The 13,840-nt window shown below is 53.8% G+C and carries 11 protein-coding genes; 8 read left to right on the forward strand and 3 right to left on the reverse strand.

The window, feature by feature from the left end; translation table 11 throughout:
* Window positions 1-120: 120 nt before the first annotated feature.
* Window positions 121-2,079 (reverse strand): acetate--CoA ligase, encoded by a 1,959-nt coding sequence (acs, locus tag G434_RS07930; RefSeq protein WP_000078200.1) that lies wholly within the window; start codon window positions 2,077-2,079, stop codon window positions 121-123.
* Between the two features lie 391 nt (window positions 2,080-2,470).
* Between acs and nrfA the strand changes: the two genes are divergently transcribed.
* The 8 genes from nrfA (at window position 2,471) to gltP (ending at window position 10,501) form a co-directional block, all read left to right on the forward strand.
* On the forward strand, window positions 2,471-3,907 hold the full coding sequence (gene nrfA / locus G434_RS07925) for an ammonia-forming nitrite reductase cytochrome c552 subunit (RefSeq protein ID WP_000196882.1): 1,437 nt from the start codon (window positions 2,471-2,473) through the stop codon (window positions 3,905-3,907).
* A gap of 44 nt (window positions 3,908-3,951) precedes the next feature.
* The gene (gene nrfB / locus G434_RS07920; RefSeq protein ID WP_001309136.1) at window positions 3,952-4,518 is read left to right on the forward strand and encodes a cytochrome c nitrite reductase pentaheme subunit; all 567 of its coding nucleotides are present in this window, start codon (window positions 3,952-3,954) and stop codon (window positions 4,516-4,518) included.
* Entirely contained in the window at window positions 4,515-5,186 is a 672-nt protein-coding gene (gene nrfC, locus G434_RS07915; RefSeq protein ID WP_000220281.1) for a cytochrome c nitrite reductase Fe-S protein, read from the forward strand. Before nrfB ends, nrfC begins: the two co-directional genes overlap by 4 nt.
* Complete coding sequence (gene nrfD, locus G434_RS07910; RefSeq protein ID WP_000195194.1) at window positions 5,183-6,139, forward strand: cytochrome c nitrite reductase subunit NrfD; 957 nt, start codon at window positions 5,183-5,185, stop codon at window positions 6,137-6,139. The genes nrfC and nrfD overlap by 4 nt, the downstream gene beginning before the upstream one ends.
* Window positions 6,140-6,158: 19 nt before the next feature.
* On the forward strand, window positions 6,159-7,877 hold the full coding sequence (locus G434_RS07905) for a heme lyase CcmF/NrfE family subunit (protein WP_071528388.1): 1,719 nt from the start codon (window positions 6,159-6,161) through the stop codon (window positions 7,875-7,877).
* Entirely contained in the window at window positions 7,870-8,253 is a 384-nt protein-coding gene (gene nrfF, locus G434_RS07900; protein WP_001032548.1) for a heme lyase NrfEFG subunit NrfF, read from the forward strand. Before G434_RS07905 ends, nrfF begins: the two co-directional genes overlap by 8 nt.
* Window positions 8,250-8,846 carry a heme lyase NrfEFG subunit NrfG gene (gene nrfG, locus G434_RS07895; protein WP_000812993.1) on the forward strand — a complete coding sequence of 199 codons (597 nt, stop codon included), beginning with the start codon at window positions 8,250-8,252 and terminating at the stop codon, window positions 8,844-8,846. The genes nrfF and nrfG overlap by 4 nt, the downstream gene beginning before the upstream one ends.
* Before the next feature lie 341 nt (window positions 8,847-9,187).
* Window positions 9,188-10,501: a glutamate/aspartate:proton symporter GltP gene (gene gltP / locus G434_RS07890; protein WP_000789589.1), complete on the forward strand. Its 1,314-nt coding sequence runs from the start codon at window positions 9,188-9,190 to the stop codon at window positions 10,499-10,501.
* 304 nt (window positions 10,502-10,805) lie between these two features.
* Here gltP and yjcO read toward each other — a convergent pair whose 3' ends face one another.
* Both yjcO and G434_RS07880 read right to left on the reverse strand, forming a co-directional pair.
* Window positions 10,806-11,495, reverse strand: coding sequence for a Sel1 family TPR-like repeat protein YjcO (gene yjcO / locus G434_RS07885; protein ID WP_000719886.1), 690 nt, complete (start codon window positions 11,493-11,495; stop codon window positions 10,806-10,808).
* A 93-nt stretch (window positions 11,496-11,588) separates the two neighbouring features.
* Complete coding sequence (locus G434_RS07880) at window positions 11,589-13,736, reverse strand: formate dehydrogenase N subunit alpha, selenocysteine-containing (RefSeq protein ID WP_012602899.1); 2,148 nt, start codon at window positions 13,734-13,736, stop codon at window positions 11,589-11,591.
* Window positions 13,737-13,840: the final 104 nt, after the last annotated feature.

Consider the following 13,840-nt stretch of genomic DNA (forward strand, 5'->3'; position numbering starts at 1 on the left):
TTGCCGAATGTAGGCCGGATAAGGCGTTTACGCCGCATCCGGCAATTAATGCCTGATGCGACGCTGTCGCGTCTTATCAGGCCTACAAACCGTTACCGACTCGCATCCGGCAATTGTGGGTTACGATGGCATCGCGATAGCCTGCTTCTCTTCAAGCAGCTTCTCGACTACGCCAGGATCGGCAAGCGTCGAGGTATCGCCCAGGTTGCTGGTATCGCCCGCCGCAATTTTGCGCAGAATACGGCGCATAATTTTGCCGGAGCGGGTTTTAGGCAGGGAGTCGGTCCAGTGCAGCACGTCTGGCGTCGCCAGCGGGCCAATCTCTTTACGCACCCAGTTGCGGACTTCTGCGTACAGTTCTGGTGACGGTTCCTCCCCATGATTAAGCGTGACGTAGGCGTAGATCGCCTGACCTTTAATATTGTGCGGAATACCGACGACAGCGGCTTCGGCGATTTTCGGATGCGCCACCAGCGCCGACTCAATCTCCGCCGTTCCCAGACGGTGACCCGAGACGTTCAGCACGTCGTCCACGCGCCCGGTGATCCAGTAATAGCCATCTTCATCGCGACGCGCGCCGTCGCCGCTGAAATACATATTTTTGAAGGTGGAGAAGTAGGTCTGCTCAAAACGTTCGTGATCGCCAAACAGCGTACGCGCCTGACCCGGCCAGGAGTCGGTGATCACCAGACTGCCTTCGGTAGCGCCTTCCAGCGGGTTACCTTCGTTATCGACCAGCGCCGGTTGCACGCCGAAGAACGGACGTGTTGCCGAACCGGCTTTTAGCTCGGTAGCGCCAGGCAGCGGCGTGATCATGAAACCGCCAGTTTCGGTCTGCCACCAGGTGTCGACCACCGGGCATTTCTCATTACCGATTTTTTTCCAGTACCACTCCCACGCTTCCGGGTTAATTGGCTCGCCCACGGAACCGAGAATGCGCAGTGACGAACGGTCGGTGCCTTCAATCGCTTTATCGCCTTCCGCCATCAGCGCGCGAATCGCCGTGGGCGCGGTATAGAGAATATTGACCTGATGCTTGTCCACCACCTGCGCCATACGGGCAGGCGTCGGCCAGTTCGGTACGCCTTCAAACATCAGCGTGGTCGCGCCGCAGGCCAACGGGCCGTACAGCAAATAACTGTGTCCGGTAACCCAACCCACATCAGCGGTGCACCAGTAGATATCGCCCGGATGATAATCAAAGACATATTTAAAGGTCAGCGCCGCATACACCAGATAACCGCCGGTAGTGTGCAGCACGCCTTTCGGCTTCCCGGTAGAACCGGAGGTGTAGAGAATAAACAGCGGATCTTCGGCGTTCATCTCTTCCGCCTGGTGCTGATCGCTGGCTTGCTCAATCAGGTCGTGCCACCACAGATCGCGCCCTTCCTGCCAGTCAATTTTCCCGCCAGTACGCTTCAGTACCACCACATGTTCAATGCTGGGGACGTTCGGGTTTTTCAGCGCGTCATCAACGTTTTTCTTCAGCGGAATACTACGCCCGGCACGCACGCCTTCGTCGGAAGTGATCACCAGTCGTGAGTTAGAATCGATAATGCGTCCGGCAACGGCTTCCGGCGAGAAGCCGCCGAAAATTACCGAATGCACCGCGCCAATGCGGGCGCAGGCCAGCATCGCGACCGCGGCTTCCGGCACCATCGGCATATAAATCGCCACCACATCACCTTTTTTAATGCCCAGCTCGAGCAGGGTATTGGCGAAGCGGCAGACGTCGCGGTGCAGCTCTTTATAGCTGATATGTTTGCTCTGGCTGGCGTCGTCGCCTTCCCAGATGATGGCGGTACGATCGCCGTTTTCTTGCAGATGGCGGTCAAGGCAGTTTGCCGCCAGATTCAGCGTGCCGTCCTCGTACCATTTAATGGACACATTACCGGGGGCAAAGGAGGTGTTTTTCACCTTCTGGTAAGGTTTGATCCAGTCGAGAATTTTTCCCTGTTCGCCCCAGAAGGTATCTGGTGCGTTAATAGATTGTTGATACATCGCCTCGTACTGCTGAGGGTTTATCAGGCAACGGTCTGCGATGTTGGCAGGAATGGTGTGTTTGTGAATTTGACTCATGCTTTTGTTCTCCTTGTAGGATGTTAATAATATGTGGCATAAGCGTTAAATGTAGGGGTATTGGCAGTTTTGTTTAGTATTTGGGCGACAGATCACGCAAAAGTAGAATTGTGCAAATAAACGGCAGGGTAATTTTTGAAGGTCAGCAACAAAAGTTGATTAATTCTTTGAGGAACATGCAGTTATGCATGCTGTTGAAAAAGAGGAAGATACTGACTAACTCTAAAGTGGTATTTTACATGCACTTACAATTGATTAAAGACAACATTCACAGTGTGGTTATTTGTTACACATAGGGGCGAGCAATGTCATGACAGTGTAGGTGCGGTTACTGTCGTGAAAAACAATAAAAACCGCCATTGCAACAATGGCGCAATTCGGATGAAGCCCTATGACAAGGATAAAAATAAACGCACGCCGTATCTTCAGCTTATTGATTCCTTTTTTCTTTTTCACTTCTGTTCACGCTGAACAAACGGCTACTCCCGCAAAACCTGTAACTGTGGAAGCGAAGAATGAAACCTTTGCCCCGCAACATCCCGATCAATATCTCTCCTGGAAAGCCACCTCGGAACAGTCAGAGCGTGTTGACGCCCTGGCGGAAGATCCACGGCTGGTGATCCTGTGGGCGGGGTATCCCTTCTCGCGCGATTACAACAAGCCGCGTGGACATGCCTTTGCTGTGACCGATGTGCGTGAAACCCTGCGTACCGGTGCGCCGAAAAACGCTGAAGATGGTCCGCTACCGATGGCATGCTGGAGTTGTAAAAGCCCGGATGTGGCGCGTCTGATCCAGAAAGACGGCGAAGATGGCTACTTCCACGGAAAATGGGCGCGCGGCGGCCCGGAAATCGTCAACAACTTAGGTTGTGCCGATTGCCATAACACCGCCTCACCAGAGTTCGCCAAAGGCAAACCGGAGTTAACCCTTTCCCGTCCGTATGCGGCTCGCGCGATGGAAGCCATTGGTAAACCTTTTGAGAAAGCCGGACGTTTCGACCAGCAATCGATGGTTTGCGGTCAGTGCCATGTGGAGTATTACTTCGACGGCAAAAACAAAGCGGTTAAATTCCCGTGGGATGACGGCATGAAAGTCGAAAATATGGAGCAGTATTACGACAAAATTGCCTTCTCTGACTGGACTAACTCCCTGTCGAAAACGCCAATGCTGAAAGCGCAGCACCCGGAATATGAAACCTGGACAGCGGGCATTCATGGCAAAAACAACGTGACCTGTATCGATTGCCATATGCCAAAAGTGCAGAACGCCGAAGGCAAACTCTACACCGACCATAAAATTGGTAATCCGTTTGATAACTTCGCCCAGACTTGTGCGAACTGCCATACCCAGGACAAAGCTGCCTTGCAAAAAGTGGTCGCGGAACGTAAGCAGTCGATTAACGACCTGAAAATCAAGGTTGAAGATCAACTGGTTCACGCTCACTTCGAAGCGAAAGCGGCGCTGGATGCAGGCGCGACGGAAGCCGAAATGAAGCCGATTCAGGACGATATCCGTCATGCCCAGTGGCGTTGGGATCTGGCGATCGCTTCCCACGGCATTCATATGCACGCGCCGGAAGAAGGTCTGAGGATGCTCGGTACGGCGATGGATAAAGCGGCGGATGCACGCACCAAACTGGCGCGCCTGCTGGCGACCAAAGGCATCACCCATGAAATCCAGATCCCGGATATCTCGACCAAAGAGAAAGCCCAGCAGGCCATTGGCCTGAACATGGAACAAATCAAGGCCGAGAAGCAGGACTTCATCAAAACGGTGATCCCGCAGTGGGAAGAGCAGGAACGTAAAAACGGTCTGTTAAGCCAATAACCCCGTTCCGCCTCGCAAGGGGCGGAAAACACAATGGAGTGAATATGAGCGTATTACGTTCGTTATTAACTGCCGGGGTGCTGGCGTCGGGCCTGTTGTGGAGCCTGAACGGAATTACCGCTACCCCTGCGGCGCAGGCATCTGGTGATCGCTACGAAGTTACCCTGCAGCGTAACCCGGATGCCGCCTGTCTGGACTGCCATAAACCAGATACCGAAGGTATGCATGGCAAACATGCTTCCGTTATCAACCCGAATAACAAACTGCCGGTCACCTGCACCAACTGTCACGGCCAGCCATCACCGCAACACCGCGAAGGGGTGAAAGATGTGATGCGCTTTAACGAGCCGATGTACAAGGTTGGAGAGCAGAACAGCGTCTGTATGTCCTGTCATCTGCCGGAACAGTTGCAAAAAGCGTTCTGGCCACACGATGTCCACGTAACCAAAGTGGCGTGCGCCAGCTGCCATTCCCTGCATCCACAGCAAGATACGATGCAGACGTTAAGTGACAAAGGACGGATTAAGATTTGCGTCGATTGCCACAGCGATCAGCGTACCAATCCGAACTTTAACCCAGCGTCTGTTCCGTTGCTTAAGGAGCAGCCATGACCTGGTCTCGTCGCCAGTTTCTCACCGGCGTCGGCGTGCTGGCAGCCGTCAGCGGCACCGCAGGACGCGTGGTGGCGAAAACGTTGAATATCAATGGGGTGCGTTACGGCATGGTGCATGACGAGTCGTTATGCATCGGCTGTACCGCCTGTATGGATGCTTGTCGGGAAGTGAACAAGGTGCCGGAAGGCGTCTCGCGCCTGACGATTATTCGTAGCGAGCCGCAGGGCGAATTTCCTGATGTGAAATATCGCTTTTTCCGTAAGTCTTGCCAGCACTGCGATCATGCGCCGTGCGTTGACGTCTGCCCGACCGGTGCGTCTTTTCGCGACGCTGCCAGCGGGATTGTCGATGTTAATCCGGATCTCTGCGTCGGTTGTCAGTACTGCATCGCCGCCTGTCCGTACCGCGTGCGCTTTATCCATCCGGTCACGAAGACAGCGGACAAATGCGATTTCTGCCGTAAGACCAATTTGCAGGCCGGTAAGCTGCCCGCGTGCGTTGAGGCTTGCCCGACGAAGGCGCTGACGTTTGGCAATCTGGACGATCCCAACAGTGAGATTTCGCAACTGCTGCGCCAGAAGCCCACTTACCGCTACAAGCTGGCGCTGGGAACCAAACCGAAGCTGTACCGCGTACCGTTTAAATACGGGGAGGTGAGCCAATGACGCAGACTTCCGCATTTCATTTTGAATCGCTGGTGTGGGACTGGCCGATTGCCATCTACCTGTTTTTGATTGGTATTTCTGCTGGTCTGGTGACGCTGGCCGTGATGTTACGTCGCGTCTACCCGCAGGCGGGCGGTGCAGACAGCACGTTGCTGCGCACCACGCTGATTGTCGGGCCGGGCGCGGTGATCCTCGGTCTGTTGATCCTCGTCTTCCACCTGACAAGACCGTGGACCTTCTGGAAGCTGATGTTCCACTACAGTTGTACCTCGGTGATGTCGATGGGGGTGATGCTTTTTCAGTTTTACATGGTGGTGCTGGTGCTGTGGCTGGCGAAAATCTTTGAACATGATTTGCTTGCCCTGCAACAACGCTGGTTGCCGAAGCTGGGGATCGTGCAAAAGGTTCTGAGCCTGCTGACGCCCGTTCATCGCGGACTGGAAACGTTGATGCTGGTGCTGGCGGTGTTGTTGGGGGCTTATACCGGCTTTCTGCTGTCGGCGCTGAAATCGTATCCGTTCCTTAATAACCCGATCCTGCCGGTGCTGTTCCTCTTCTCCGGCATCTCGTCCGGTGCGGCGGTGGCGCTGATCGCCATGGCGATATGTCAGCGCAAAAATCCGCATTCCACGGAAGCGCACTTTGTACACCGTATGGAGATCCCTGTGGTATGGGGCGAAATCTTCCTGCTGGTGGCGTTTTTTGTCGGACTGGCCCTGGGCGATGACGGTAAAGTGCGTGCGCTGGTGGCGGCATTGGGCGGCGGTTTCTGGACGTGGTGGTTCTGGCTTGGTGTCGCCGGGCTGGGGCTGATTGTGCCAATGTTGCTCAAACCGTGGGTCAATCGCAGTTCCGGCATTCCTGCTGTGCTGGCGGCGTGTGGGGCCAGCCTGGTCGGCGTGTTGATGCTGCGTTTTTTCATTCTCTACGCCGGGCAGTTAACGGTGGCGTAAGCCAGAACAGAGGTGGTTTCTGGACGTATTCCTTCCTGAAGTCGGTTTTCTGGCGTTGTTGTTAAGTCTCGGGGTCAACGTGTTGACCCCGTTGACGGCCTTCGCGGGAGTGCGGTTGCGCTGGCCTGCCATGATGCGACTCACTTGCATCGGCATTCTGGCGCAGTTCGCGCTCCTGCTGCTCGCCTTTGGCGTACTGACGTATTGTTTTCTCATCAGCGATTTCTCGGTCATTTATGTCGCCCAACATAGCTACAGCCTGCTGTCGTGGGAACTCAAACTGGCGGCGGTGTGGGGCGGTCATGAAGGTTCGCTGCTGCTTTGGGTGCTGTTGCTTTCCGCCTGGAGCGCGCTGTTTGCCTGGCATTATCGGCAGCAAACCGATCCGCTATTTCCGCTGACGCTAGCCGTTTTATCTCTCATGCTCGCCGCACTGCTACTGTTTGTAGTGCTGTGGTCCGATCCCTTCGTGCGGATATTTCCACCAGCAATCGAAGGCCGCGATCTCAATCCGATGCTGCAACATCCCGGTCTTATCTTCCATCCGCCGCTGCTTTATCTCGGGTATGGCGGTTTGATGGTGGCGGCGAGCGTGGCGCTGGCGAGTTTACTGCGCAGCGAGTTTGATGGTGCCTGCGCCCGAATTTGCTGGCGCTGGGCACTACCAGGCTGGGGGGCATTAACGGCGGGGATCATCCTCGGTTCCTGGTGGGCCTATTGCGAACTGGGCTGGGGCGGCTGGTGGTTCTGGGATCCGGTGGAAAACGCCTCTTTATTACCCTGGCTTTCTGCCACTGCGCTGCTGCACAGTTTGTCCCTGACACGCCAGCGGGGGATTTTCCGCCACTGGTCGCTGTTACTGGCGATAGTTACTCTGATGCTGTCGCTGCTGGGTACCTTAATTGTCCGTTCTGGCATTCTGGTTTCGGTTCATGCGTTCGCGCTGGATAACGTCCGCGCCGTGCCGTTGTTCAGCCTGTTTGCACTGATTAGCCTTGCGTCTCTGGCTCTGTATGGCTGGCGAGCGCGGGACGGTGGCCCGGCGGTGCATTTTTCGGGGTTATCGCGGGAAATGTTAATCCTCGCTACGCTGTTGCTGTTTTGCGCAGTGCTCCTGATCGTGCTGGTGGGAACGCTTTATCCGATGATTTACGGCCTGCTGGGCTGGGGACGCCTCTCCGTTGGCGCGCCGTATTTTAACCGCGCGACGTTACCGTTTGGTCTGTTGATGCTGGTGGTGATTGTGCTGGCGACGTTTGTCTCTGGCAAACGCGTGCAGCTTCCGGCGCTGCTGGCGCATGCGGGCGTGCTGTTATTTGCCGCGGGGATCGTGGTCTCCAGCGTCAGCCGTCAGGAGATCAGCCTGAATTTACAGCCGGGTCAGCAGGTGACGCTGGCAGGATACACCTTCCGTTTTGAGCGTCTCGATCTGCAAGCCAGAGGCAATTACACCAGCGAAAAAGCGATAGTGGCACTGTTTGACCATCAGCAACGCATTGGTGAACTGACGCCGGAGCGGCGTTTTTATGAAGCACGCCGTCAGCAAATGATGGAACCGTCAATTCGCTGGAACGGCATCCATGACTGGTATGCGGTCATGGGGGAGAAAACTGGGCCGGATCGTTACGCTTTTCGTTTGTATGTACAAAGCGGTGTGCGCTGGATCTGGGGGGGAGGATTGTTGATGATTGCGGGCGCATTGTTAAGCGGATGGCGGGGGAGGAAGCGCGATGAATAAAGGACTTCTCACGCTACTGCTGTTATTTACCTGTTTTGCGCGCGCTCAGGTTGTAGACACCTGGCAATTCGCCAATCCGCAACAACAGCAACAGGCGTTAAATATTGCCAGCCAGTTACGTTGTCCGCAGTGCCAAAATCAGAACTTACTGGAATCCAATGCGCCGGTGGCAGTCAGTATGCGCCATCAGGTTTACAGCATGGTGGAAGAGGGGAAAAGTGAAGTCGAAATCATTGGCTGGATGACCGAACGCTACGGAGATTTTGTTCGCTATAACCCACCGTTAACGGGTCAGACGCTGGTGTTGTGGGCGCTGCCAGTGGTGTTGTTACTGCTGATGATACTGATCCTCTGGCGGGTAAGGGCGAAGCGATGAAACAGCCTCAAATACCGGTGAAAATGCTGACAACACTCACGATTTTGATGGTATTTCTCTGTGTCGGCAGTTATCTGTTAAGTCCAAAATGGCAGGCGGTACGTGCGGAGTATCAGCGTCAGCGCGATCCGCTACATCAGTTTGCCAGCCAGCAAACCCCGAAAGCGCAGCTTCAGGCATTGCAGGATAAAATCCGCACTAATCCACAAAACAGCGAACAATGGGCGTTACTGGGCGAGTATTATCTGTGGCAAAACGATTACAGCAATTCGCTGCTGGCTTACCGTCAGGCGTTGCAACTACGTGGTGAGAACGCTGAACTGTATGCGGCGCTGGCGACGGTGCTTTATTACCAGGCCAGCCAGCATATGACCGCCCAGACTCGCGCAATGATCGACAAAGCCCTCGCGCTGGACTCTAACGAAATCACCGCTCTGATGCTGCTGGCTTCCGATGCGTTTATGCAGGCGAATTACGCGCAAGCCATCGAACTATGGCAAAAAGTGATGGATCTCAACTCACCCCGGATCAACCGGACACAGCTGGTCGAGTCGATTAATATGGCGAAATTGTTGCAGCGGAGATCAGATTAATCATCTGGTGATGAAGATTATGTTATTGAGCTGCATAAAAAATAATCGAATGAACATATGCCCAAAATAATCACTAATCAGTATTATTGCAGATTAAACAAATAAAAATCTTTCTATAACAAATGGTTATTCATTAATCCTGCCATAAACTCGCGTTATTATGCATTAATGCAGCGAAAAGCTCTGTTGTTAAAGGGTTGCGCAACATACCGCGCAAATGATACTGATCATAAGCGTTAAAAAAATCTACAAACCAACGCAACACAATTCATGCCCTGGCAGTATGTCACGTTCTCACGTTTCTGAACGGGGAACGGCGCTCCATTGAGGAAGTTATTCTGATGAAAAATATAAAATTCAGCCTGGCCTGGCAGATTCTGTTTGCTATGGTGCTGGGCATTCTCCTGGGAAGCTACCTGCACTACCATAGCGACAGCCGCGACTGGCTGGTCGTCAATTTGCTCTCTCCGGCGGGTGATATCTTCATCCATCTGATTAAAATGATTGTTGTGCCGATTGTGATCTCCACGCTGGTGGTGGGTATCGCGGGTGTTGGTGATGCCAAACAGCTCGGGCGTATTGGCGCGAAAACCATTATCTACTTCGAGGTGATCACCACCGTCGCCATCATTTTGGGGATCACTCTGGCGAACGTCTTCCAGCCCGGTGCCGGGGTGGATATGTCGCAGCTGGCGACCGTCGATATCTCGAAATATCAGAGCACTACGGAAGCGGTACAAAGCAGTTCCCACGGCATTATGGGCACGATTTTGTCGCTGGTGCCGACGAACATTGTGGCGTCGATGGCGAAAGGCGAAATGCTGCCGATCATCTTCTTCTCGGTGCTGTTTGGTCTGGGGCTTTCCTCCCTGCCCGCGACGCATCGTGAACCGCTGGTGACCGTGTTCCGCTCCATCTCTGAAACCATGTTTAAAGTGACTCACATGGTGATGCGTTATGCGCCGGTGGGTGTGTTTGCGCTGATTGCGGTGACGGTGGCTAACTTTGGTTTCTCGTCTCTGTGGCCACTGGCGAAACTGGTGCTGCTGGTGCATTTCGCCATTCTGTTCTTCGCGCTGGTCGTGCTGGGAATTGTGGCGCGCCTGTGCGGGTTAAGCGTCTGGATCCTGATTCGTATTCTGAAAGATGAGCTGATTCTGGCGTACTCCACTGCCAGTTCTGAAAGCGTGCTGCCGCGAATTATTGAGAAGATGGAAGCCTACGGAGCACCGGCGTCGATCACCAGTTTCGTGGTGCCGACCGGTTACTCTTTTAACCTTGATGGTTCGACGCTGTATCAAAGTATTGCCGCTATTTTCATCGCGCAGTTGTATGGCATTGACCTGTCCATCTGGCAGGAAATCATTCTGGTGCTGACGCTGATGGTGACCTCGAAAGGGATTGCTGGCGTGCCGGGCGTGTCGTTTGTGGTGTTGCTGGCAACGCTGGGCAGCGTAGGGATCCCGCTGGAAGGTCTGGCGTTTATTGCCGGTGTTGACCGTATCCTCGACATGGCGCGTACTGCGCTGAACGTGGTGGGTAATGCGCTGGCGGTGCTGGTGATTGCCAAGTGGGAACACAAATTTGACCGTAAGAAAGCGCTGGCTTATGAGCGCGAAGTGCTGGGCAAATTTGATAAAACTGCGGATCAATAATTGAAGATTGCCGGGGATATCCACCCGGCAATGTGTGGATGCCTGATGCGACGCTTGCCGCGTCTTATCAGGCCTACGCTAGACTGCGCAATAGCTTGATTTAGGGTGATTTTGTAGGTCGGATAAGGCGTTTACGCCGCATCCGACATCAATATCTGATGCGACGCTTACCGCGTCTTATCAGGCCTACGCCAGACTGCGCAATAGCCTGATTTAGCGTGATTTTGTAGGTCGGATAAGGCGTTTACGCCGCATCCGACATCAATGCCTGATGCGACGCTTGTCGCGTCTTATCAGGCCTACCTTAACCGTTGGTTAATTTCTCAAACTCTTCACAACCGGTATCAAACCCTTCCATACAGCTCAGGTTCAGCCAGTGCAGCGCCTTTTGCTTGTTCTTCTCGATAAAACCTTCTTCACCGTTTAAGAACATCATTCCCGCCCAGTACTCGGAATAACCGGTTCGGGAAATCGCAGAGCTGCGTTTGAAATACCAGGTTGCCTTGTCATCGTCGGCCTTAATGCCCACGCCGTTGGCGTAAATCAAACCAAGCAGCATTTGGGCATCGACGGCAGAGTCGTTCTCCAGATCTTCCGAAGCGTTTTCTAACAGCGAAATCGCCTTTGGATAATCCGGTTTACCCGCTTGCGTATTTACCAGAATATGCGCCAGCGTTACTTCACCTTCTTTACTCCCCGCTTGCGCTGCTTTCTCTGCAAGAACTTTTGCTTGTGGATAGTCCAGACTGACCGGATTGGTGATTTTGATCTGCGCCAACAGCGCGCAGGCATCAGCATCACCGCTGTCGGCGGCTTTCTGTGCCCAATATTCGGCTTTGCTCAAATCGCCGGAGCTAAACCAGCTGTCGGCAAGAAAATATTGTGCGCGTCGGTCCCCGGCCTCTGCTGCCTTTAAATACTGGCTGCCAGGCTCGGAGTCGTTCGCGTGGGCAAAGAATGTCAAAAACAACATCAATGCGATAATTTTTTTCATTTTGATAATACGATTGGGTAGGGAGTAACCAGTATAAAGAGTTCGAATGGATAAAAAAACAGCCTCCGGAAGGAGGCTGTAGAAAGGACTGTATTACGCCAGTGCCGCTTCGCGCAGGCGAGTTTTCAACTTGTTGTACTCGTCAATCACGTACTGCTCGGCGGCGCGCTGATCGGCGATCGACTCGACGCGCACGGCGCAGTATTTGTATTCCGGCGTTTTCGTAATCGGGCTTAAGTTTTCGGTAACCAGCTCGTTACAGGCACCAATCCACCACTGGTAGGTCATATAAATCGCCCCTTTGTTCGGACGATCGCTGACCTGCGCACGGGTGATAATTTTGCCTTTACGCGAGTGCACCCAAACCAATGCCTCATCTTCAATACCCAGACGTTTGGCGTCTTCGGTATTGATTTGTGCGTAGCCAGGTTCATCAGCCAGCGCCGCCAGTGCCGCACAGTTACCGGTCATCGAACGGCAAGAGTAGTGACCAACTTCACGCACCGTTGACAGTACCATCGGATACTCGTCGGTGAGTTTGTCGATTGGCGCTACCCAGTCGCAGGTGAAGAACTGCGCCAGACCGTTCGGGGTATCAAACTTCTCTTTAAACAGATAAGAAGTCCCCTGATCGGCATCTGAAGTATCGCGGCAAGGCCACTGAATGAAGCCCAGTTCGCCCATTTTCTCGTAAGTCGCACCGTAGAAATCCGGGCACAGATGACGCAACTCATCCCAGATCTCCTGGGTGTTGTTGTAGTGCATCGGATAACCCATACGGGTGGCGATTTCACTGATAATCTGCCAGTCCGTTTTCAGATCCCACTTCGGTTCAACCGCTTTGAAGAAACGCTGGAAGCCACGGTCAGCCGCAGTAAACACGCCTTCATGCTCGCCCCATGACGTTGACGGTAAAATAACATCCGCCGCCGACGCGGTTTTGGTCATAAAGATGTCCTGAACGATAACCAGTTCCAGATCTTCAAAGGCTTTACGTACTGCCGACAGCTCCGCGTCAGTTTGCAGCGGATCTTCGCCCATAATGTACGCGGCACGCACTTCGCCATGCGCTGCGCGGTGCGGCAGCTCGCTGATGCGATAGCCGGTATGCGCTGGCAGGCTTTCCACGCCCCAGGCTTTGGCGAATTTCTCGCGGTTAGCCGGATCTTTCACGTACTGGTATCCCGGATACGTATCCGGCAGCGCGCCCATATCGCAGGCACCCTGCACGTTGTTCTGACCACGAACCGGGTTTACACCCGCATGCGGCTTACCGAGGTTACCGGTCAGCATCGCGAGGCTGGTCAGAGAACGCACGGTTTCCACGCCCTGGTAGAACTGGGTTACACCCATGCCCCACAGGATGGCGGCGCTTTTCGCCTGGGCATACATCCGTGCCGCCTGACGAATCTCACTGGCGCTGACGCCGGTGATATCTTCAACCGACTCCGGCGTGTAGCCTTCAACGATTTTACGATACTCTTCAAAGCCTTCTGTACGGGAAGCGACGAATGCTTTGTCGTACAGATTTTCTTCAATAATGACATGGCCCATCGCATTCAACAGCGCGATGTTCGAGCCGTTTTTCAGTGCAATGTGCATGTCCGCAATGCGCGCGGTTTCAATTTTGCGCGGATCGCAGACGATAATTTTCGCCCCGTTACGTTTAGCGTTAATTACGTGATTCGCCACGATTGGGTGGGAATCCGCCGGGTTGTACCCGAAAACGAACACTAAATCGGTATTATCAATTTCGTTAATAGCATTGCTCATTGCGCCATTACCGACCGATTGGTGCAGACCTGCAACCGATGGGCCGTGTCAGACACGAGCGCAGCAGTCAACGTTATTGGTACCAATAACGGCGCGCGCAAATTTTTGCATTACATAGTTGGTTTCGTTACCCGTACCACGCGAGGAGCCGGTCGTCTGGATGGCATCCGGACCGTACTTCTCTTTGATGGCGCTCAGGCGCTCGGCAACGTAATTCAGTGCCTCATCCCAGGAAACAGGTTCGAGTTTGCCGCCACGCTGGCGACGGATCATGGGGGTTTTCAGGCGCGGGGTCAGGATCTGGGTATCGTTAATGAAATCCCAGCCATAATAACCCTTCAGACACAGGGTACCCTGGTTGGTTTTCCCCTGCGCTGCCTCCGCCCGGACGATTTTGCCGTTATCGACGACCAGGTTGATTTTGCAACCTGATGCGCAATAGGGGCAAACCGTGACGACTTTTTTCATCGGTCTCGCTCCAGTTAATCAAATCACGCATACGCGCTCTCGACTACAGTATGCATCTTTTATGCCACATTTTATTTGGGGTCATTCCCTGATATTACGGGCAC

The organism is Escherichia sp. KTE172, from assembly GCF_000408845.1.
Taxonomy (GTDB): Bacteria; Pseudomonadota; Gammaproteobacteria; order Enterobacterales; family Enterobacteriaceae; genus Escherichia; species Escherichia coli.

Bases quoted from the DNA above. Each gene is read 5' to 3' on its own strand.
- acs (WP_000078200.1), bottom strand. From the start codon at position 2,079: ATGAGTCAAATTCACAAACACACCATTCCTGCCAACATCGCAGACCGT.
- nrfC (WP_000220281.1), top strand. From the start codon at position 4,515: ATGACCTGGTCTCGTCGCCAGTTTCTCACCGGCGTCGGCGTGCTGGCA.
- nrfB (WP_001309136.1), top strand. From the start codon at position 3,952: ATGAGCGTATTACGTTCGTTATTAACTGCCGGGGTGCTGGCGTCGGGC.
- nrfD (WP_000195194.1), top strand. From the start codon at position 5,183: ATGACGCAGACTTCCGCATTTCATTTTGAATCGCTGGTGTGGGACTGG.
- gltP (WP_000789589.1), top strand. From the start codon at position 9,188: ATGAAAAATATAAAATTCAGCCTGGCCTGGCAGATTCTGTTTGCTATG.
- yjcO (WP_000719886.1), bottom strand. From the start codon at position 11,495: ATGAAAAAAATTATCGCATTGATGTTGTTTTTGACATTCTTTGCCCAC.
- nrfF (WP_001032548.1), top strand. From the start codon at position 7,870: ATGAATAAAGGACTTCTCACGCTACTGCTGTTATTTACCTGTTTTGCG.
- nrfG (WP_000812993.1), top strand. From the start codon at position 8,250: ATGAAACAGCCTCAAATACCGGTGAAAATGCTGACAACACTCACGATT.
- nrfA (WP_000196882.1), top strand. From the start codon at position 2,471: ATGACAAGGATAAAAATAAACGCACGCCGTATCTTCAGCTTATTGATT.